Below are 20,232 nucleotides of genomic sequence, written 5' to 3' on the forward strand. Positions count from 1 at the left end.
CCGGTGGTGGCGTGCTGTGCGGCGGGGGTGCTGTCTTCGGTGGCGGCGAGCGAGGCGAGCAGGCGCCCGTCCTCTTCGGAGGGGGTGCCGGGTTCGGCGGCGTGGATGGTCATGCTCGGATCTGCCCCTGACCGTCTCCCTCGATCATGAATGCGGCCGGGGGCATTTCCCGTTCGCCCAGTGGGGCCCGGCGCCCTTCCGCCCCTCCGTCCACTCGCCTCTCGGCCCGATCGCGCGCCGATCAATCCTGCCCGGCCTGCCTTTGCACCTGCTCCAGTACCTGTTTCGCCGAGCTCGCCCCACTGAAGAGGCTGGGACCGTACTGGTTGAGCAGTTCGTTGACCCGCTCCCAGTGTTTCGTCGTGCGCAGCGGAATCGCTGCGGCGTTGGCTGCTTCGAGGACCTCTCGGGCTCCGGCCAGGCGGGCGTTCTCGTACCAGGCGTGTTGTGCCGACTCACGTGACGGATAGGCACGCCCCACCCCGCCGAGCCACTCCAGTTGCTTCTTGGCGGTCATCAGCGTGATCGCCTTGAACGCCCCCTCCGGGTCCGGGCAGGACTTGGAGATGCCGAAACCCGAACCCGACGAGTACGTCCTGCTGCCGTACGGGCCGGCGGGAATCGTGGTCAGGCCCACCCGGAAGCCGGCTTGGTTCTTCAGGTTCAGCAACGCCCACGGCCCGTTGGTGCCCATGGCCACAGTGCCACTGAGGAACTGCGTGTCGGAGAATGCGGGATCGGGCGCGGGCAGGCGGGGGGCGATCTTCTTCCTGGCCGCCAGGTCGGCGTACCACTGCACGCCCTCCGTCATGGCGGGTGTGGTGAGTCGCAGGCTGCCCGCCCCGTCGGTGGGCTGCGCCCCGGTCCTGGTCAGCACCATGGAGAACATCCATATGTCCTGAGGCGCCGCCACGAACCCGTACGTCCTGTCCCCGGTCAGCTTGCGGGCGGCCGACTCGAACTCGGCCAGAGTCCACCCAACCCTGGGCTCCGGCACCCCCGCGTTCCGGAACATGTCCTTGTTGTACGTGAGGATCACAGGGCCGACGTCGTACGGCAGCGCGTAAAGCTTCCCGTCGTCACTCAGCCCTTCCATGACAGACCTGTCGAAGTCCGTCACATTGAACTTGTTCTTGGCGATCAGCTCGTCGAGCGGCACCATGTCCTGGGTGTAGCCCGTGGTGTGGAGCGCCTGCATCGAGACGATGCAGGGCGCGTCGCCGCTGCCGAGGCGAGTGCCGAGCTCAGCGAAGTAGTCCTCGAAGGACGAGGTCTCAAGCTTGATCGTGACCTGCGGATCCTCAAGGGACACACGGTCCGCGAGCTCATGCCAGACCTGCTGTTCCTCACCACCGCTGGCCCACATCGACCAGGTCAATGCCTTCGAGCCGCCATCGCCGCCGCCGCACGCCATGACCAACGTCCCGCCCAGCGCCAGGGCGACGGCTGCCCTCATTACGATGCGCGGCCCTGCCATAACACATCCACATGTCCCTTTAGTGGCAATATGCATGCATTATGGCATGCTGCATATGTGCACACCTGTCACTGCTGCACCATCCGGGCTGCGCGATGCGCTGGAACGCGACACCGAGCTTGCCGAGGTCGACCCCTTGGAGCGAGAACCCGCTGGAGAGCAGCACGTGGGGCTGCCCCCTGGGGTTGCACCTTCCGCAGCGGCATGTGGTCCGGTGGACTTGCGTCCCGGCCCCTTGAGGAAAGGTCCCCGCTCATGCATGCGTCGTTCATGCCACCCCGCCAGGTCAAGATCGGTGACGCGGCGGCCTTCGCCGGCACCACACCACGGGCGATTCGCCATTACCACGAGATCGGCCTGCTCCCCGAGCCTGAGCGGGGCGGCGACGACCGCCGCCGCTACGAGTACGACGACATGATCCGCCTGCTGTGGATTCGCAAGATGGCCGACGCCGGGATCGCCCTGGACGACATCCGTGACGCCTTTACCACCGGCACGGCCTCCGCCGGTGCGGACAGCGGAGAAGGTATCGCGGGCATCCTCGAGCGGTTGGAACAAACCCTCGCCGAGCAGGAGGCGAAATTGCGGCGGCAACGGACCGCCGTGCAGCGGATGCGCACCGAAGGCAGCCGGATGGGCCTGCTCTCCGACTTCGTCACCGAACGCCTCAAGAGCCTGCCCGAGGGCTCCCTGCGTCAGGCGGACCTGGACAGTCTGCTGGTCGCCGAGCGGATCTTCGGCCCGCTGGGCGCGGCCGTCCAGGCCACCCGCTTCGTCGCCCTGGCCACGCATCCCACACTGCGGGAGGAATCCGACCGCATCGATGACGCCGAGGAGGCACTCGATGACAGCGTCGCCGTCGATGATCCACGGGTGGCTCAAGTGGCCGCCGAGCGGCACGCCTTCGAAAGCGCCCTGCAGGCCGTCATCGAGGAGTCCGGCCTGGGCATGGGCGACGACGACCTCTTCGACGCCTGGGACACCACCCACCCCGAAAACGGCGAGGACGAGGCCGACCTCAGCTCCGGCAGGCTGGAGGCTGACTCCATGAGCGCGGTCGAAGCCACCGGCAAGATGCCCTACGACTTCTCCCCAGCCCGCCTGCGCTGCATGGAACTGGCCGAAGAACTGTCCGCCCAAGACTCACCCGTTACCCAAGACACGGCCTGAAGGCTGTCCCGCAACTGATCGCAAGCTTCGGCTGATGATTGACGTCCACCGCGATGTCATTGCGGGACAGCGGTCGGCAAATGGAATCCGTAGGAGGGCTTCCCCTTCGGACGCCCCGCTGCCCGCGTCTTCTCGGTAGCGCTGTGGTTCGGCGCTGGATGGCGCGCAGTTCCATCTGAGCGCCCAGACCTCCATGGCGAAGCGGTTCGCGTCGACCTGGTCATCGAGGTCCCACGGCCGTCATGACCGTAGGTGACGAGCATCGTCCCTTCGTCGCGCATCCCGAAGCCAAGAGCCCGGTTGCGGACGGGTCATCGGGGCGGTGGCACCCGACACCTCCCAGCCGCTCCGGAGGTACGGAGAATCGCCGGCCACGCCCAGGACGATCTCGCTCAGCCCAGGAAGCTCAGTCGAACCTGACGGTGGGGATTGTCCTTGTTGGTGTCCACCAGGCAGACGGACTGCCAGGTGCCGAGCTCCAGGCGGCCGCCCAGCACCGGCAGGGTCGCGTGGGGCGGGACGAGGGCGGGCAGGACGTGGTCGCGGCCGTGGCCGGGGCTGCCGTGACGGTGCTGCCAGCGGTCGTCGGCGGGGAGCAACGTGTGCAGTGCGGCCAGGAGATCGTCGTCGCTGCCGGCACCGGTCTCGAGGACCGCGATCCCCGCTGTGGCGTGGGGCACGAAGACATTGAGGAGGCCGTCGCGGCCGGCGGCCGCCTCGCGCAGGAAGGACTCGCAGTCGCCGGTGATGTCGACGACCTTCTCCGTGGAGCCGGAGGTGATGTTCAGGACTCGGGTGGTGAAGACATCTGACATGCCTCCCATCCTGACGCACCGCCCGGGGTTCACCGGGTCACGCCGGACCGCGTGGCGATACCGGCGTCCACTGGACGAGACGCCGTTGACCGTGCGCATGCCACCTGGCTAGGTTCAGCCGCATGTTGCGTTCAGCCCTGCTCACCACGCGCGGTCACATCGACCTGCTGCGGGTGGCCTCCGCCGCGTGTCGCCGCGGCTGCTGACGCCCTTCCTCTCCTCTCTCTCCGCTCAACTCGCCTCCGCCGCGCCTGCCCGCCGATCGCTGCTGATCCCGTGGGCGGGGCGATGACGAGGCGTGCCTCCAACGGCCCTCGCTCTCCCCCCGTGGAGTTCCTTCATGAGCATCAGCCATGCCCCGCCGAGGTCAGCGGCACCCGACATTTCACCCAAGTCGGTCCCTGACCTCGATCTCCAGCCCCTCGCCCCCACCTCCTCCCGTCGCACCCGCGTCCCCCGCTGGCTGCGCCGCACCACCGGCCCGGTCCTGCTGCTGGTGTTGTGGCAACTCCTCAGCGGGACGGGCACGTTGCCGCCGGACGTGCTGGCCTCGCCCGGCCGAATCGCCCAGGTAGCCGGAGGCATGGTCGCCGACGGTTCGCTGCCCGCGGCCATGGGCACCTCGCTCCAGCGGGTCGCGGCCGGGCTGCTCTTCGGTCTGGTCGTCGGCACCGGACTCGCCCTGCTCTCGGGCCTGTTCAGGATCGGCGAGGACCTCGTGGACGCACCTCTGCAGATGCTGCGGACCGTGCCGTTCGTAGGGCTCATCCCGCTGTTCATCATCTGGTTCGGCATCGGCGAGGCCCCCAAGGTCGCCATCATCACGCTCGGCGTGACCTTCCCGCTCTACCTCAACGTCTACGCCGGAATCCGCGGCGTGGACGCCCAGTTGATCGAGGCCGGGGAGTCCCTCGGACTGTCGCGGTGGGGCCTCGTACGGCATGTCGTGCTGCCGGGAGCCCTGCCGAGCGCGATGACCGGTCTGCGCTATTCCCTCGGCATCGCCTGGCTCGCGCTGGTCTTCGCCGAGCAGGTCAACGCCGACTCCGGCATCGGATTCCTCATGGTGCAGGCACGGGACTTCCTGCGGACCGACGTGATCGTGGTCTGCCTGGTGGTCTACGCCTTCCTCGGCCTGCTCGCCGACTTCATCGTCCGCTCTCTCGAAAAGGTGCTGCTGCAATGGCGACCGACGTTCACCGGCCGGTGACCCCCCAGGCCGTCCATGTCGACGGGCTCACCCGCTCCTTCGACGGCCGTGCCGTCATCGACGACCTGCGACTGGACGTCGAGCCGGGCGAGTTCGTGGCCCTGCTCGGCCGCAGCGGCTGCGGCAAGTCGACGCTGCTGCGCATCCTCGCCGGGCTCGACCGCGACATCGCGGGCAGCGTCCTGGTGCCCAGCCGCAAGGCCGTCGCCTTCCAGGCACCGCGGCTGATGCCGTGGAAGAAGGTGTGGCGCAACGTCCTGCTGGGCCTGCCCGGCAAGCCCGAACGCGCCGTCGCCGAGCAGGCCCTCGACGAGGTCGGCCTCGGCCACCGCTCGGACGCCTGGCCCAAGACCCTCTCCGGCGGCGAGGCACAACGCGCCTCCCTGGCACGGGCGTTGGTACGCGAGCCCGATCTGCTGCTGCTCGACGAGCCGTTCGGCGCACTCGACGCACTGACTCGCATCAAGGCCCAGCGGCTGGTGGGCGAGCTGTGGCAGCGCCGGGGATGCGCCGTGCTCCTCGTCACCCATGACGTGGAGGAGGCCGTGCTGCTCGCCGACCGCGTCCTGGTGATGGACGACGGTGTCATCGCCCATGAGCAGCACATCGACCTCGACCGCCCGCGCGACATCGCCGACCCGCGCTTCGCCGCGCTGCGCGCCGGACTCCTCGAACGCCTGGGCGTAGAGGCGACGGCCGCCGAAGCCGCCTGACCCGCCCCCCGAACTTCACGCTCAACACGTACGACACGTACGACCCACACGAACGGAAACGCCATGCGACGACGCCTCGCCCCCGCCGCTCTGCTACTCCCCCTCGCCCTACTGCTCTCCGCCTGCGGCGGGAAGTCGGCCGCCGGTACGTCGGACGGCGGCACCGACGGCCAGGGTGACGTCATGATCAACGTCGGTGACCAGAAGGGCGGTTCGGAGGCCATTCTGCGGGCCGCCGGGGAGCTGGAGAACCTCGACTACAAGATCAAGTGGTCGACGTTCACCTCCGGTCCGCCCCTGCTGGAGGCCGTCAACGCCAAGGCCGTCGACATCGGCGGCGTGGGCAACACCCCGCCGGTGTTCGCGGCCGGGGCGGGTTCGAAGATCAAGGTCGTCGCCGCCTGGCACGGCACGTCCAAGGGCGACACGATCCTCGTTCCGAACGACTCGCCCCTGAAGAACCCCGCGCGGCTCAAGGGCAAGTCGGTCGCCGTCGCCCAGGGGTCCTCCGCGAACTACCAGTTGGTCGCGTCGCTGAAGAAGGTCGGGCTGAAGCTGAGCGACGTCAAGGTCAAGTACCTCCAGCCGGCCGACGCGCTCGCCGCGTTCACCGCCGGCAAGGTCGACGCCTGGGCGGTGTGGGACCCGTACACCTCACAGGTGCTGAAGGCCGAGCAGGGACGGGTACTGACCGACGGCGACGGTGTGACCAACGGGCTCACCTTCCAGGTCGCGGCGCCGGACGCGCTGAAGGACAAGAAGAAGGCCGCCGCCGTCAAGGACTACCTGGAGCGGCTGCGGCGCGCCTACACCTGGGTGTACGACCACGAGGAGGAGTGGGCGAAGGTCTGGGCGAAGGACACCGGGCTCCCCGAGGACGTGGCACTGGCGGCGGTGAAGCGCACCTACACCACCCGGGTCGAGGTCGCGGTCGACAAGCCGCTGATCGCCTCCGAGCAGGAGATCGCCGACACGTTCACGGCGTTGAAGCTGATCCCGCGCAAGGTCGACTTCGCCGACTTCACCGACGCCCGGTTCAACGGCGATCTGCCGCCGTCGACCACCGCGCCCCGGCCCTCGGAAGGCTCGTGACCTGACCTGACCTGACCTGATCTGATCTGACGGGGCGGGAAGATCCTTGCCCCCGGACCGGTTGGTAGAAGCGTGAACAACACACGCGAGGTCGAGGTGGTCGTCATAGGCGCAGGTCAGGCCGGTCTGGCCAGCGCCTTTCACCTGCGGCGCGCCGGTTTCGAGCCGGACCGCGACTTCGTCGTGCTGGACCACTCCCCCGGGCCGGGCGGCGCCTGGCAGTTCCGCTGGCCGTCGCTGACGTACGGCAAGGTGCACGGCATGCACGCGCTGCCGGGGATGGAACTGACCGGCGCGGACCCGTCACGGCCGTCCGCCGAGGTGATCGGCGACTACTTCGACCGGTACGAGCGGACCTTCGACCTGCGGGTGCGGCGCCCGGTCGACGTACGGGCCGTGCGCGAGGGCTCCGGCGGGCGGCTGCTGGTGGAGACCTCGGACGGTGTGTGGTCGACGCGGGCGCTGATCAACGCGACCGGTACGTGGAACCGGCCGTTCTGGCCGCGCTATCCCGGGCAGGAGACCTTCCGGGGACGGCAGTTGCACACCGCGCGGTACCCCGGGCCCGAGGAGTTCGCCGGGCAGCGGGTCGTCGTGGTGGGCGGCGGCGCGTCGGGCACCCAGCATCTGCTGGAGATCGCCGCGTACGCCGCGTCCACCACCTGGGTGACGCGGCGCCCGCCCGTCTTCCGTGAGGGGCCATTCGACGAGGACGCGGGCCGGGCGGCGGTCGCGCTCGTCGAGGAGCGGGTACGACAGGGGCTGCCGCCGAGGAGCGTCGTCTCGGTCACCGGGCTGCCGCTCAACGACGCGATCCGGCGGGGCATCGAGGACGGCGTGCTCGACCGGCAGCCGATGTTCGACCGCATCACGCCGACCGGGGTGGACTGGAAGGACGGCCGGCACGTCGATGCCGACGTCATCCTCTGGGCCACCGGCTTCCGGCCCGCCGTCGACCACCTCGCCCCGCTGCGGCTGCGCGAGCCGGGCGGCGGAATCCGTATCGAGGGCACGCGCGCGGTCGCCGACCCGCGCATCCACCTCGTCGGCTACGGACCGTCGGCCAGCACGATCGGAGCGAACCGGGCCGGCCGGGCGGCCGTGCGCGACATCAGGCGACTGCTGACGCTCGAGCCGGCGGCGGCGTGACAACTACGTGACCTGACGTCTGCTGCGGGCCGTCTACGGCTGATCGCGCAGTTCCCCGCGCCCCTGAGGAACCGTCGCCGTGCCCGTGCTCTTCCCCTGGGCGTTGAACTCCGCGACGTTGCGCTGGTGTTCCGCGTAGTCCGCGGTGAAGCGGGTGTCACCCGGCCGGACCGTGACGAAGTACAGCCAGTCGCCCGCGGGCGGGTTGACGGCGGCGCGCATCGCCTCCTCGCCCGGGTTGGCGATGGGTGTGGGCGGCAGGCCCATGCGCTGGTACGTGTTGTAGGGGTTGTCGATCCGGGTGTCGCTCTCCGTCGTCCGCAGGGTGGAGCGGCCCAGCGCGTAGTTGACGGTGGAGTCCATCTGGAGCGGCATACCGCGTTCGAGGCGATTGAAGACGACCCGGGCCACCTTGCCCATGTCGGCCGCGGTGTCCGCCTCCGCCTGGACGATGCTGGCGATGGTGACGGCCTGGTAGACGTTCATCGCGTTGCGCTGGGCCCCCGCGGCGATGGGCGCGCCGTTGAACTTCTCGTTCGCGGTGTCGACCATCCGCGCCAGGAGCTGCTCCGGCTTGGCCTTCCAGGGGAGCGGATAGGTCGCCGGGAAGAGGTAGCCCTCCGGGTTGCCGCGGGCGTCGTCCGGCAGTTTCGTGGCGACTTTCGCGACGGACTTCTTCGCGCTGCCGGCGGGCAGGGCGAGGGCCTTGTCGACGGCGGCGTAGACCTGGCTCGCGCGCCAGCCCTCCGGGATGACCAGGGTCGCGGTCCGGCCGCCGCCGTTCCCGGGCCCCAGAATCAGCAGCGGCACCGCCACGGCGGTGCCGACCAGGACGGCTCCGGTCGCGACGAGGACGATACGGCCCCGGCGCGTCAGTCGCATGGCCCTTCGTGGCGGAGTGTTCGTCTGCATGCGGGCACGGTAACCCGCATTTCCTCATAAACCTGGCATATCTTCAGCTTGTCGGTTCCAGTTGGGCATCCCGGCGTACGAGCGCCGCGTAGCGCCCGTCCCGCTCCAGGAGTTCCCCGTGCGTGCCGCGTTCGACGACGCGCCCCGAGTCGAGCACCACGATCTGGTCGGCATGCCGCACCGTGGACAGCCGGTGCGCGATGGTCAGCGTGGTGCGGTTGGCCGACAGGGCGTCGATGGCCTCTTGAACGGCGGCCTCGGTCCGGGTGTCCAGGGCGCTGGTGGCCTCGTCGAGGATGAGGACCGGCGGGTCGCGCAGAATCGTGCGCGCGATGGCCAGGCGCTGCTTCTCACCGCCGGAGAAGCGGTGGCCGCGCTCGCCGACGACGGTGTCGTAGCCGTCGGGCAGGGACGCGATGTGGTCGTGGATCTGTGCCGCCTTCGCCGCCTGGTACAGCTCCTCGTCGGTGGCGCCTGGCCTGGCGAAGCGCAGGTTGTCGGCGACCGAGGCGTGGAAGAGGTACGTCTCCTGCGAGACGACCCCGACCGCGCGCGCCAGGGTGTCGAAGTCGAGGTCGCGGACGTCGACCCCGTCGAGGGTGACGCGGCCGCCGGTGACGTCGTAGAGACGGGGCACCAGATAGCCCAGCGTGGACTTGCCGGCGCCGGTGGAGCCGACGAGGGCGAGGCTGCTGCCCGCCGGGACGGTGAGGTCGATGGCGTCGAGGACCGGGCCGCCCTTGTCGTCGTAGCCGAAGGAGACGTTCTCGAAGCGGATCTCGCCCTTGACGCGGTCGAGACGGACCGGGTCCGGGCGCTCGGTGATGTCGACGGGCAGGTCGAGGTACTCGAAGATGCGCTGGAAGAGGGCGAGCGAGGTCTGGATCTGCACACCGGTCGACAGCAGGCTCACGGCCGGGCGGAACAGGCCCTGCTGGAGCGACACGAACGCGACGATCGTGCCGATGGAGACCTGGGGGCCGCCCAGTTGGAGGGCCATGCCGGCGGTCCAGTAGATGACGGCGGGCAGGGCGGCCATCACGATCGTGATGACGGCCATGCGCCAGCGGCCGGCCATGTTCGACCGCACCTCGAGGTCGACGAGTTCCTCGGACTCGTCGGCGAAGGACTTCGTCAGCGAGTCGGAGCGGCCCATGGTACGGCCGAGCAGGATGCCGCTGACGGAGAGCGACTCGGTGACCGTGGCGGCCATGGTGGCCATCTGCTTCTGGCGCTGGGTGGTGATCCTGCGGCGCTCCTTGCCGACGCGGCGGCTGATCCACACGAACACCGGCAGCAACAGCAGGGAGACGACGGTCAGGCGCCAGTCGAGGACGACCATCGCGACGATCGTCGCGACCACGCTGGTCAGGTTGGAGACCAGGGAGGTCGCGGTGGAGGTGACGGTGGCCTGCATGCCGCCGATGTCGTTGGCGATGCGGGACTGCACCTCGCCGGTGCGGGTGCGCGTGAAGAACGCGAGGGACATGCGCTGGAGCCGGCCGTAGACGGCGGTGCGCAGGTCGTGCATGACCCTCTGGCCGACCGTCGTGGAGATCAGGGTCTGGAGGACTCCGAAGACGCTGGTGAGGACGGCGCTGAGGATCATGCCGAGGGCGAGCAGGCTGAGCAGGCCGGTGCGCCCCTCGGGAATCGCGACGTCGAGGATCTCCTTCAGCATGAAGGGCGTGGCGACCGAGACCAGTGACGCGGCGCCGACGAGCAGGCCGACGATCGCGAGGCGGCCTCGGTAGGGGCGGAAGAGCCTGAGGATGCGGCGGACCTGCCGGGGCTGTTCCTTCGAACCGTCGGATGGGGTCCAGCGGGTTTCGTGGTCGGGAGGCATGGGCTCCTTCGAGAGCGGTACGGGCACCGGCGGGAGCCGGGCGGGTCGGATCACAGCTCATTGTTACCTATACTCACAATGAACTGCATCCTGATATTGTTCCCGTATGACCACGCCCGACCCCGACGGCCTGCTCGCCGAGCAGTTGCTGCGGCTCACCCGCCGGGTCCATCGCATCCAGAAGCGCCATCTGGAGCAGCGCGACCTCGGCATCACCCCGGCCCAGTCCCGGCTACTGCGCACCCTCGCGCACTGGGGCTCGCCGCCGCGCATGGCCGACCTGGCCGAGCGCCTGGAGGTGGTGCCCCGGGCCGTGACGACGCTGGTCGACGCGCTGGAGGCGAGCGGAAAGGTACGGCGGGTCCCGGACCCGGCGAACCGGCGGGTGATCCGCATCGAGCTCACGGACGACGGGCGGGGCGCGCTACGCGAGCTGCGGGCGGCTCGGAGGTCGGCCGCGGAGGAGATCCTCGCGCCGCTGGCGGAGGATCAGCGTGCGGCGCTCGGGGGGCTGCTGGACACGCTGATCGACGGGGCGCCGGTTCGGGGCTGCTGAGGGCTTCGCCGATCAGCCGGGAGAGGGACCGGCGGGACTGAGGGGCTGAAGCCCGGTGACGACCCGCGTGCGAAAGGGGCCGCGGCCGCCGCTCGTGCTGCTGGAGCGGTGGCCGCGGCCCGTGCTGTTTCGGTCAACCGACCTCGGGGGCCGGCTCCTTGGGCTTCTGGGTGGGGATACCCGACGCCGGGGTCTCGGCCGTCGTCGGCTCGACCGGCGGGGCCTCGGCGGCGGCACCCTTCCCGCCGTCACCACCTTCGTCATCGCCCTCCGGCGGAGCCGTGTACTCCCCGTCGAGCGTCTTCTTCGCCCGGTCGGTGTCCAGGGCCCCCTCCCAGCGGGACACCGCGAACACGGCGACACAGTTGCCGAGCAGGTTCGTCACGACGCGCATCGAGTCCATGATGCGGTCCACGCCGAGCAGCAGAGCGACCGCTCCGGCCGGAATCGCACCCAGGGAAGAGGCGGTCGCGGACAGGGCGAGGAACGCCGAACCGGGGATGCCCGCCATGCCCTTGCTGGTCAGCATCAGCACCAGGACCACGGTGACCTGCTGGCCAAGCGTCAGGTCCACGCCCACCGCCTGGGCGATGAACAGCGTGCCGATGGACAGGTAGAGCGAGGCGCCGTCGAGGTTGAAGGAGTAGCCCGTGGGCAGCACCAGACCCACGGCGTCGTCGCGGGCGCCGGCCCGCCGCAGCTTCTGCATCACGCGCGGCATGACCGCCTCGGTGGACGCGGTACCGAGCGCGAGCAGCATCTCCTCGCGGATGTAGCGCAGGAACTTCCAGAGGCTGAGCCCGGTCACCAGGCGCAGGGCGACGGCGAGCAGCACGATGAACAACGCCGCCGCGACATAGCAGAGCACGATGAGCTTGGCGTACGTCTTCATCACGCCCAGCCCGTAGTTGCCGACGAGGTGGGCCATCGCGCCGAACACCGCGATCGGCGCCAGTCGCATGACGAAGCCGACGACCGCGAAGATGACGTCCTGCGCCTGGTCGATCGCGGGCAGGATCTTCGGCACCTTGGTGTGCCCGAGGTGCAGCAGGGCGGCGCCCACCAGACAGGCCAGGATCAGGACCTGGAGCAGTTCGTTCTCGGCGAAGGCGCCGACGAAACTCTCGGGCAGCGCGTGGAGGAGGAACTCGGTCGTCGAGGGCAGATGCTCCCCGCCGGTCGTCTTCTCCACGGCGGCCGCGTCCAGCGAGCCGGGGTCGACGTTCATGCCCTTGCCGGGCCCGACGAGGTTGGCGGCGAGGAGACCGATGACCAGGGCGGCCGTGGAGGCGACCTCGAACCAGATCAGGGCCTTGACCCCGATCCGGCCGAAGGCCTTCAGGTCACCGGCCTTGGCGATGCCGACGACGACCACGCAGAACACCAGTGGCGAGATCACGGTCTTGATGAGACGGGTGAATCCGTCGCCGAGCGGCTGGAGAGCCGTGGCCGTGTCCGGCCACAGCTTTCCGACGACGATTCCGAGGACGAGCGCGCAGAGAACCTGCGCGAAAAGCGAGGTACGCAGTGTGCGTGCGACACGTCGCGGCAGAGACGGTACGGACGGTGGCACGAGGCCTCCTTGGGGGACGGGCTACACAGAGGCCGGAGGGGACTTCTGCGATACGGAAAGTTGCTTCCGTAACCGAACACTCTGGAGGCTGTCTTGATCGCGCACAAGACCGCAATGTTTCGGACACGTAAAAGTGACTTAAGTGACGCATGTCACACTGGCCACACCGCTCCCACTCAGCAGCGGTCGTAGTCGCCCGTGAGCACCCCCTGGACCGTGGTCAGGGTGCGGTCGTAGCAGCCGTGCGAGCCGTACAGCCGGTAGCGCTCGCGCGTGGTGCCGACCGCGTGCCGCTGGTCCCGGGGCACGTTCGCCGTGTACGTGGCGTCGCCCGCGTAGGAGTCGTCCAGCCGCGACCAGGCGGTGCGTCGGCCGCCCCGCGACTCGACGGTCGTGGCGCGGTCGCCGAGGGCCAGCACGGTGCGCAACCGGTCGCCCGCCCCGAGGGTGGTCGTGCCGTCCATCGTGTAGACGCGGTGCGTGCGTGTACTGCGAGCCGGTCCACGCCCGTCGACGGTCACCGACTCGTCGTCGGTCCAGACGGCCTCGAGCCCGTCGCTCGTCTCGCCGTCTGTCCAGCGGTGCTCGGAGGTGTGGGCGAGCGAGCGGCCGACGGTCGTGGTGACCCGGCCGTGCGAGGTGTCGACGTAACCGGCGACGGTCAGCCGGTGCGCGCCCTCGGTGTCCACCCGGTGCTCCGGACCGGGCGTGTAGTCCGAGGAGTCGGAGAGGTCGCCCTCCTGGTGCGCGGTGAGCTTCCCGGTGACGTGGGCGCGCCGCTCGTCCTGCCAGACGAGGACGTTCACGGGGGTGCTCCAGCCGGCCTGTCCCTCCGGCACGCCGACGACCGAGACCTCGACGCGGTGCGGCCGGCCGTCGTTGAGGAGCCCGGCCAAGGGGGTGAGGTCGTAGGTGATCGGCTTGATGTCGAAGGCGCGCGGGCCGGGGGTCACGTACCAGAGGAACGGGTTGGACCAGCCGCCGGTCCACACGGTCGGGAACGGCGTGGCGATGCCCGCGAGCCGGCCGTCCACGCGGATCTGCACCTCCCGGTAGGGGCCGCCCAGGCCTGCCTTGCAGGAGTACGGCGCGGGATCGGGCACCGACAGGTACCAGTACTCCTCGCAGCCGCCGCCCGAGCCGGTGGCGTACACCTCGGCGACGATGCGCTCACTGTTGCGCGGGGTGGTGAGGGCCGAGCCGTCGTCGAGGGTTAGGACCCGGTCGGGACTCCGGCCGTCCGGTCGGCCCTGGTAGAACGTCAGCGTGACCTTGACGTCGAGGACGCCCGTGTAGGTGTCGTCGACGACGTTGCCGATGAGCATCTCGACGTCCTGGCGGCCGCGGAAGGTGTCGCCGTAGCGTGTGACGTCCTTCTCCACCGACCACTCGATGCCGTCGGGCGAGGGCTGCGGGGTCGACGTACGGAAGATCTCCACCCCGCCGACGTGCAGATAGCCCAGCCGGTCGTACTGGCGGCCCTTGACCTTCCCGTCGAGGCGCAGCACCACCTTGCTCCAGCGGTCGCCGCAGTCGCCGGGCGGAGTGTACGTGCCCCGGTACGGGGTGAAGTCGCGGAACTGCGCCTGGGCGACGGTGACTTCACAGGACTTGCCCGCTGGCCTGGCGACGGGCGGGGCGGCCGTGACCGGGTCGTGCCAGTCGGTGCCGAACTCGGCGGGGACGTCGGCCGCCCGGGCGGGACCGGTTCCGAGGAGGGTGCTCGCCAGGAGGGCGGCTCCGGCAAGCATGGACATGGCGATCCGTCTCTTCATGGCCGGTGTTCTACGGGGAGTCCGCCGCCTCCGCAATGAGCAACCGCCCGTCGAGGCAGTGCTGTTCCCACCCCTGTCGGCCGGTTCCCGTCGGTGGAAAGCGCGCACAGCGGAAAACCGGTTGCCTCCGACCACGCCGCGACGCGAACCTGTCACGGTTTGCTGCCATCGGCCGAACCCCCATCCCCCCTGACACGAGCCACTGGGACGTCATGCAGATTCAAGACCTTCCCTACGCCGACCCCGGCGTGCCGGACGCGCGTTCGGGTCCCCGATTCCTGTGGTGGCTCTTCCGCAACCAGCTGGGCGGACAGCTCAAGTCGCTGGCCTGGGGGCTGCTGCACTTCGCCTCCGTCGCCGCGCTGCCGTTCTGCGTCGGTGTCGCCGTGCAGGCCGTCGTCGACCGCTCCGGCGAACGTCTCGCCCTGGCGGGCGGCCTGCTGGCGCTGGCCTGCGTGGGCAACGCGGTCGGCGACACCATGCTGCACCGCACCGCCATCACCAACTGGATCACGGCGGCCGCCCGCGTCCAGCAGCTGCTCGCCCGCAAGGCCGCCCAGCTGGGCTCGGCGCTGACCCGACGGGTCGCGGCCGGTGAGGTCGTCGCCGTGTCCACCGGTGACGTCGAGAAGATCGGCTGGTTCGTGGAGGCCTGGTCGCGGTTCACCGCTGCCCTGGTCACCATCGTGCTGGTCTGCGTCGGCCTCCTCGTCTACCAGCCCGCGCTCGGCGTGGTCGTGGCCGTCGGACTGCCCGTGCTGGCACTCGCCGTGCTGCCCCTGCTGCCCCGCGCCACCCGGCGGGCCGACACCCAGCGCGAGAAGGCCGGACGCGCCACCGAACTCGCCTCGGACACCGTCGCCGGTCTGCGTGTGCTGCGCGGCATCGGCGGCGAGGAACTGTTCCTCGACCGCTACCGCAGCGCCTCCCAGGAGGTCCGGCACGCGGCCGTGCGCAGCGCCCGGATGTGGTCCCTGATCTCCGCGATCCAGGTCCTGCTGCCCGGACTGCTGCTCATCGCCGTCGTCTGGCACGGCGTGCAGCTGGCCCGCCAGGGCCGGATCACCGTCGGCGAACTGGTCACCGTCTACAGCTCGGTGATGGTCCTGACCTATCCGCTGCGGCACTTCGAGGAGATCGCCATGGCGTACTCCTTCTCGCGGCCCTCGGCCAAGCGGGCCGCGGGCGTGCTGTCACTGGAGCGGGCCACCGACACCGCCGGGTCGCGCGCCGCCGAGGCCCCCGCCGGAGACCTCTACGACCCGGAGACCGGGCTGCTCGCGTCCGCCGGCCGGCTCACCGCCGTGGTGTGCGGCGACCCGGACGCGGCGGGCCGACTGGCGGAACGGCTGGGCGGACATCCGTCGCAGGAGGGCACCGCCGTGCTGCTGGACGGTGTGCCACTCGACGAACTCCCGCTGGACTCGGCCCGTACGGCCGTCCTCGTCCAGGACAAGGACCCGGTGCTGCTCTCCGGCTCCCTGCGCGATCTGCTCGACGTACCCGCGTCGGGCGCCGTGCGGCCGCGGGAGGCGCTCGCCGCCGCGCAGTGCGACGACGTGCTTGCGGCGCTGGTGCAGGGCTCGCTGGACGCCGCCGACCCCATGGACGCCCGGATCACCGAACGCGGCCGGTCCCTGTCCGGCGGTCAGCGCCAGCGGCTCGCGCTCGCCCGGTCCCTGGTCACGGACCCGGAGGTACTGGTCCTGGACGAGCCGACCTCGGCCGTCGACTCGCACACCGAAGCGCGGATCGCCCAGGGCGTGCGGGAGCTGCGCGCGGGGCGCACGACCGTGGTGTTCACCTCCTCCCCGCTGCTGCTGGACCGCGCCGACCGGGTCGTGTTCCTGCGCGACGGCGAGGCCGCCGCGGTCGGCGCCCACCGCGAGCTGGTGCGCACCGAGCCCCGCTACCGGGCGGTGGTCACCCGCGAGACCGAGGACGAGGCCGCCCCGAACGATGCGGCCGACCTGACCGACGTACTGGCCGAACTGGAAGAGATCGAGGAGAAGGCATGATCGGCGTGGCGCCACCGGCGTACGACCCGGCGGCCCCGACGACGGCGAACACCCTGCCGGTCGGCGCCCCCGCGACCGTCCGCGCCTACGCGGCGGAACTGCTGCGCCGGCACCGCAGGGCGTTCCTGCTGCTCGTCACCGTCAACACGGTCGCCGTCATCGCCTCGATGGCCGGTCCGTGGCTGCTGGGCGGGCTCGTGGAGCGGGTGTCCGACGGGGCGAGGGACCTGCGGCTGGAACTCACGGCGGGGCTGTTCGTGGCCGCGCTCGCCTTCCATGCGGCGTTCGTCCGTCAGGTGCGGCTGCGGGGCGCGATGCTCGGTGAGCGGATGCTGGCCGACCTGCGCGAGGACTTCCTCGTGCGGTCGGTCGGGCTGCCGCCGGGCGTGCTGGAGCGGGCCGGGACCGGGGATCTGCTGTCGCGGATCACGACGGACATCGACCGGCTGGGCAACGCCATGCGCGAGGCCGTGCCGCAGCTGTCGATCGGCGTGGTGTGGGTGGTGCTGCTGATGGGCGGGCTGGTGGTCACGGCGCCGCCGCTGGCGCTCGCCGTGCTGCTCGCCCTGCCACTGCTGGTCGCCGGCTGCCGCTGGTACTTCCGGCGGGCGCCGGCCGCCTACCGCTCGGAGTCGGCCGGGTACGCCGCGGTGGCCGCCGCGCTCGCCGAGACCGTGGACGCCGGCCGCACGGTCGAGGCGCACCGCCTCGGTGACCGCCGGGTGGCACTGTCCGAGCGGCGGATCAAGGAGTGGACGGCCTGGGAGCGCTACACGCTGTGGCTGCGCTCGGTGCTCTTCCCGGTCATCAACGTCACCCACGTGACCGTCCTCGCCTCGGTCCTGATGGTCGGCGGTGTGTTCGCCCTCCAGGGCTGGATCGACGTCGGCCAGCTCACGACGGGCGCGCTGATCGCCCAGATGCTCGTCGACCCGGTGGGCATGATCCTGCGCTGGTACGACGAGCTGCAGGTGGCCCAGGTGTCGCTGGCCCGGCTGGTCGGGGTCCGGGACATCGAACCGGAGGCCGGAGACTCCTCCGTCGCGCCCGACGGACGCCAGGTGCGGGCCGACCGGGTGCACTTCGGCTATCTGGAGGGCGTGGACGTCCTGCGCAAGGTGTCCCTGGAGGTCTCCCCCGGCACCCGGCTGGCCCTGGTCGGGCCCTCGGGGGCGGGCAAGTCGACGCTGGGCCGGCTGCTCGCCGGGATCTACGCGCCCCGGGACGGCCGGATCACCATGGGCGACGCCGAGCTGTCCCGGATGCCGGCGGAACGCGTCCGCGCCCACGTCGCCCTGGTCAACCAGGAGCACCATGTGTTCGTCGGCTCCCTGCGCGACAACCTCCGCCTCGCCCGCACCGACGCGGTCGACGCCGAGCTCTGGGCGGCCCTGGGCGCGGTGGACGCGGACGGCTGGGCCCGGGCGCTCGACGACGGCCTGGACACCGAGGTCGGCTCCGGCGGCCTGGCCCTCACCCCGGCCCAGGCCCAGCAGATCGCCCTGGCCCGCCTCGTCCTCGCGGACCCGCACACCCTGGTCCTGGACGAGGCGACGTCCCTGCTCGACCCCCGGGCCGCCCGCCACCTGGAACGCTCCCTGGCCCGGGTCCTCGACGGCCGCACCGTCGTCGCCATCGCCCACCGCCTCCACACCGCCCACGACGCGGATGTCATCGCCGTCGTCGAGAACGGCCGGATCAGCGAACTGGGCAGCCACGAGGAGTTGGTGGCGGCGGAGGGGGCGTACGCGGCGCTGTGGAGGTCTTGGCACGGGTGACACGCTGCCCGGGCCGGCGGCGCGCTGGGACCTACGGGTCAGGAGCCGGGACGTGGGGCAGGGGAGCTCCGCGGGCCCTTCGGCCTGGCAGCCGCCGGGAGGTTGACGCGTCCGGTCGGCCGACCGTTGTCGGATCCGTCGGCCGGGGTGACAGTCGTCCCGACCCTGGGCCGTCGGCGCACCTGCGTGCTGCCCACCGGGCGGAGGAGCCCGGCATCCAGTGGGCGGGCCAAAAGCCTCAGGGCCTCGACCGAGCCCCCGGCAGGGGTCCGTGGCGTTGCGCGGGGACGAGGCCGGGTGGAAGGCTGGAATCAGGCACCGGCTCGGGGAAGCGCCCGGGAACCGAAGTGGTTCGGCGACGGGCGGCGCCAGTGCTCCGTGCGGCGGAGGCCCGGCGCGGGCCCCGGTGAGAACGGGCCCGTCCCCACCCCCTGGAGGTACCCGTGAACAGGTCCGACGGTTGGGGAGACGATGTCTACCAGCCGGATCAAGACGAGCAGAGGGAGGACACGGGGCTGCTCGACGCCGAGGACACCCTGCTGGACGACGGCGTCGACGATCCCCTGGACCGGGGCTGGTCCCCTCCCGAGCGGCCCTGGGCCGTCGAGCACCTCGGTGTGACGGCGGCCGAGCGACACGCGGGCGAGACGTTGGACCAGCGGCTCGCCGAGGAACTGCCGGACGCCGCCGCCCCCGACGGTGACGGTCTCGGGGACTGCCAGGGCACCGACGGGGAACTCCTGGACAACGAGGTCGGCGACGCCCGCTCCGGCCGGCTCGTGGCACCCGACGAGGGCGCGCACGAGGACGAGGAGAGCGCGCTGGTCGCCATGGACGTGGGCATCGACGGCGCGGCGGCGTCGGCCGAGGAGGCCGCCGTGCACGTCGTGGACGAGGACACCCTGTCCGGCTGATCGCAGCACCGCCCGAGCCGCACGAGGAGCATCCATGCAGCAGGACAAGCACCCCGACTACCACCCCGTCGTCTTCCGCGACCGGACCGCCGGGTACGCCTTCCTGACCCGGTCGACCGCGACCAGCGGCGAACACATCGAGTGGGACGACGGCGAGACCTACCCCGTCGTGGACGTGGAGATCTCCTCGGAGAGCCACCCCTTCTACACGGGCAAGGCCCGCACCGTGGACTCGGAAGGCCGGGTCGCCCGGTTCGAGCGGCGGTACGGCGGCTCCTGAGCCCCTTCTCCCAGGCCCGGGGCGCGCTTCAGATGACGTTGAGCGCCGCCGCGCAGCCCACCCCGCCGAGCAACATGAAGACCGGCATCAGCACCCTGAGCTCCACCCAGCTGCCCGCGCGGAACCGCAGGGCCTTCGGCGGCCCGAGCGGGTACCAGCGCTTGCGCCCCACGGGTATGGGCCACAGGATCGGGCACCCGGACACGGTCAGCGCGTCCCCGATGTCGTGGACGATCGCCCCCAGCACCACCGGCAGCCCCAGCCAGAGGTATTCCTGCCCCGGCGCCGTGAACAGCCAGTCAGCGCCGCTGCCCGGCTTGTCCAGGAACCCCGCGAGGATCCACGACGTGGTCGCGGCCAGCAGCCACACCAGGACGTCGGCGCTGGAGCCGCGGGTCGCCCGCCACAGCAGGCCCTCGATGGCCAGGACCAGGTGCACGAAGAGGATCGCCAGCACGCCCCACCGGTCACTGGTGATCGCCACGGCCGAGGTGCCCGCACCGATCAGGACCGCCCACAGCCAGGTGTGGGTGAGCGTGCGGTGCCCGCCGGAGCGCCGCGGGTCGCCCGGCTTCTTGGTGGCCTTGTAGACGGCGTACGAGAGCTTGTCGACGATCTCGCACAGCCAGCGGGACAGCGGTCCGAAGGACCGGGAGATGGTGGCGGCCTTGTGGTCGAGGTCCGGGGCGAGCGCGGCTCCGGCGCAGATCAGGGCGCCGACGAGGAGGACCGGCCAGGGCATCGGGTACCCGGCGGCGGCGGCCGCGGCACCGACGCCGAGCCAGGCGGCGGCTCCCGAGAGTGAGTGTGCTGGTCCCATCATGGCCGCTGTCCGCCCCATTCCTCGTGTGCCGCTGTCCAGTTGACCGGGTGCGCTGACGTGTCGTCGGCGACCCAGCGTAGCGTTCGTGATCTTCGGGCCCGAAGCCGATTCCCCCATCGGGCGTCAGGCCA

Annotated in this window: 18 protein-coding genes; 11 read left to right on the top strand and 7 right to left on the bottom strand. The window is 70.9% G+C overall.

Going from position 1 to position 20,232, the window contains the following annotated elements:
• Positions 1–241: 241 nt before the first annotated feature.
• Positions 242–1,456, bottom strand: a complete 1,215-nt coding sequence (locus ACFZBT_RS26510; RefSeq protein ID WP_391108056.1) for an extracellular solute-binding protein — start codon at positions 1,454–1,456, stop codon at positions 242–244.
• A gap of 276 nt (positions 1,457–1,732) precedes the next feature.
• On the opposite strand from ACFZBT_RS26510, the gene ACFZBT_RS26515 reads away from it, so the two are divergent.
• Complete coding sequence (locus tag ACFZBT_RS26515; protein WP_391108059.1) at positions 1,733–2,647, top strand: MerR family DNA-binding transcriptional regulator; 915 nt, start codon at positions 1,733–1,735, stop codon at positions 2,645–2,647.
• 392 nt (positions 2,648–3,039) lie between these two features.
• Here ACFZBT_RS26515 and ACFZBT_RS26520 read toward each other — a convergent pair whose 3' ends face one another.
• Entirely contained in the window at positions 3,040–3,462 is a 423-nt protein-coding gene (locus tag ACFZBT_RS26520) for a secondary thiamine-phosphate synthase enzyme YjbQ (RefSeq protein ID WP_391108062.1), read from the bottom strand.
• Between the two features lie 122 nt (positions 3,463–3,584).
• On the opposite strand from ACFZBT_RS26520, the gene ACFZBT_RS26525 reads away from it, so the two are divergent.
• From ACFZBT_RS26525 to ACFZBT_RS26545, 5 genes are all read left to right on the top strand, one after another.
• Positions 3,585–3,668, top strand: a complete 84-nt coding sequence (locus ACFZBT_RS26525; RefSeq protein ID WP_349817350.1) for a putative leader peptide — start codon at positions 3,585–3,587, stop codon at positions 3,666–3,668.
• A gap of 134 nt (positions 3,669–3,802) precedes the next feature.
• The gene (locus ACFZBT_RS26530; RefSeq protein WP_391108064.1) at positions 3,803–4,672 is read left to right on the top strand and encodes an ABC transporter permease subunit; all 870 of its coding nucleotides are present in this window, start codon (positions 3,803–3,805) and stop codon (positions 4,670–4,672) included.
• Positions 4,645–5,385 carry an ATP-binding cassette domain-containing protein gene (locus ACFZBT_RS26535; protein WP_391108066.1) on the top strand — a complete coding sequence of 247 codons (741 nt, stop codon included), beginning with the start codon at positions 4,645–4,647 and terminating at the stop codon, positions 5,383–5,385. Before ACFZBT_RS26530 ends, ACFZBT_RS26535 begins: the two co-directional genes overlap by 28 nt.
• Positions 5,386–5,448: 63 nt before the next feature.
• Positions 5,449–6,477 (top strand): aliphatic sulfonate ABC transporter substrate-binding protein, encoded by a 1,029-nt coding sequence (locus ACFZBT_RS26540; RefSeq protein ID WP_391108069.1) that lies wholly within the window; start codon positions 5,449–5,451, stop codon positions 6,475–6,477.
• Between the two features lie 72 nt (positions 6,478–6,549).
• Complete coding sequence (locus tag ACFZBT_RS26545) at positions 6,550–7,626, top strand: NAD(P)-binding domain-containing protein (RefSeq protein ID WP_391108071.1); 1,077 nt, start codon at positions 6,550–6,552, stop codon at positions 7,624–7,626.
• 33 nt (positions 7,627–7,659) lie between these two features.
• On the opposite strand, the gene mltG is transcribed toward ACFZBT_RS26545, so the two are convergent.
• Together mltG and ACFZBT_RS26555 are read right to left on the bottom strand one after the other, a co-directional pair.
• Positions 7,660–8,538 carry an endolytic transglycosylase MltG gene (mltG, locus tag ACFZBT_RS26550; protein ID WP_391108073.1) on the bottom strand — a complete coding sequence of 293 codons (879 nt, stop codon included), beginning with the start codon at positions 8,536–8,538 and terminating at the stop codon, positions 7,660–7,662.
• 43 nt (positions 8,539–8,581) lie between these two features.
• Complete coding sequence (locus tag ACFZBT_RS26555; protein WP_391108075.1) at positions 8,582–10,384, bottom strand: ABC transporter transmembrane domain-containing protein; 1,803 nt, start codon at positions 10,382–10,384, stop codon at positions 8,582–8,584.
• Between the two features lie 106 nt (positions 10,385–10,490).
• Here ACFZBT_RS26555 and ACFZBT_RS26560 point away from each other — a divergent pair, with 106 nt between their 5' ends.
• Positions 10,491–10,940: a MarR family transcriptional regulator gene (locus tag ACFZBT_RS26560; RefSeq protein ID WP_391108078.1), complete on the top strand. Its 450-nt coding sequence runs from the start codon at positions 10,491–10,493 to the stop codon at positions 10,938–10,940.
• Between the two features lie 133 nt (positions 10,941–11,073).
• Here the strand turns inward: ACFZBT_RS26560 and ACFZBT_RS26565 are convergent, their stop codons facing one another.
• Entirely contained in the window at positions 11,074–12,513 is a 1,440-nt protein-coding gene (locus ACFZBT_RS26565) for a cation:dicarboxylate symporter family transporter (RefSeq protein ID WP_391108081.1), read from the bottom strand.
• Between the two features lie 176 nt (positions 12,514–12,689).
• Positions 12,690–14,288, bottom strand: coding sequence for a peptide-N4-asparagine amidase (locus tag ACFZBT_RS26570; RefSeq protein WP_391108083.1), 1,599 nt, complete (start codon positions 14,286–14,288; stop codon positions 12,690–12,692).
• A 212-nt stretch (positions 14,289–14,500) separates the two neighbouring features.
• Here ACFZBT_RS26570 and ACFZBT_RS26575 point away from each other — a divergent pair, with 212 nt between their 5' ends.
• From ACFZBT_RS26575 to ACFZBT_RS26590, 4 genes are all read left to right on the top strand, one after another.
• Positions 14,501–16,306: an ABC transporter transmembrane domain-containing protein gene (locus tag ACFZBT_RS26575; RefSeq protein WP_391108086.1), complete on the top strand. Its 1,806-nt coding sequence runs from the start codon at positions 14,501–14,503 to the stop codon at positions 16,304–16,306.
• Positions 16,303–18,084, top strand: a complete 1,782-nt coding sequence (locus ACFZBT_RS26580; protein ID WP_391108088.1) for an ABC transporter transmembrane domain-containing protein — start codon at positions 16,303–16,305, stop codon at positions 18,082–18,084. The genes ACFZBT_RS26575 and ACFZBT_RS26580 overlap by 4 nt, the downstream gene beginning before the upstream one ends.
• Positions 18,085–18,527: 443 nt before the next feature.
• Complete coding sequence (locus ACFZBT_RS26585) at positions 18,528–18,998, top strand: DUF5709 domain-containing protein (RefSeq protein WP_391108091.1); 471 nt, start codon at positions 18,528–18,530, stop codon at positions 18,996–18,998.
• 34 nt (positions 18,999–19,032) lie between these two features.
• A complete protein-coding gene (locus tag ACFZBT_RS26590; protein ID WP_391108094.1) occupies positions 19,033–19,278 on the top strand; it encodes a type B 50S ribosomal protein L31 in 246 nt (81 codons plus the stop codon).
• Between the two features lie 28 nt (positions 19,279–19,306).
• On the opposite strand, the gene ACFZBT_RS26595 is transcribed toward ACFZBT_RS26590, so the two are convergent.
• A complete protein-coding gene (locus tag ACFZBT_RS26595; protein WP_391108097.1) occupies positions 19,307–20,101 on the bottom strand; it encodes a metal-dependent hydrolase in 795 nt (264 codons plus the stop codon).
• Positions 20,102–20,232: the final 131 nt, after the last annotated feature.

The sequence above is a fragment of the Streptomyces sp. NPDC008137 genome (assembly GCF_042957035.1).
In the GTDB taxonomy this organism is placed as follows: domain Bacteria; phylum Actinomycetota; class Actinomycetes; order Streptomycetales; family Streptomycetaceae; genus Streptomyces.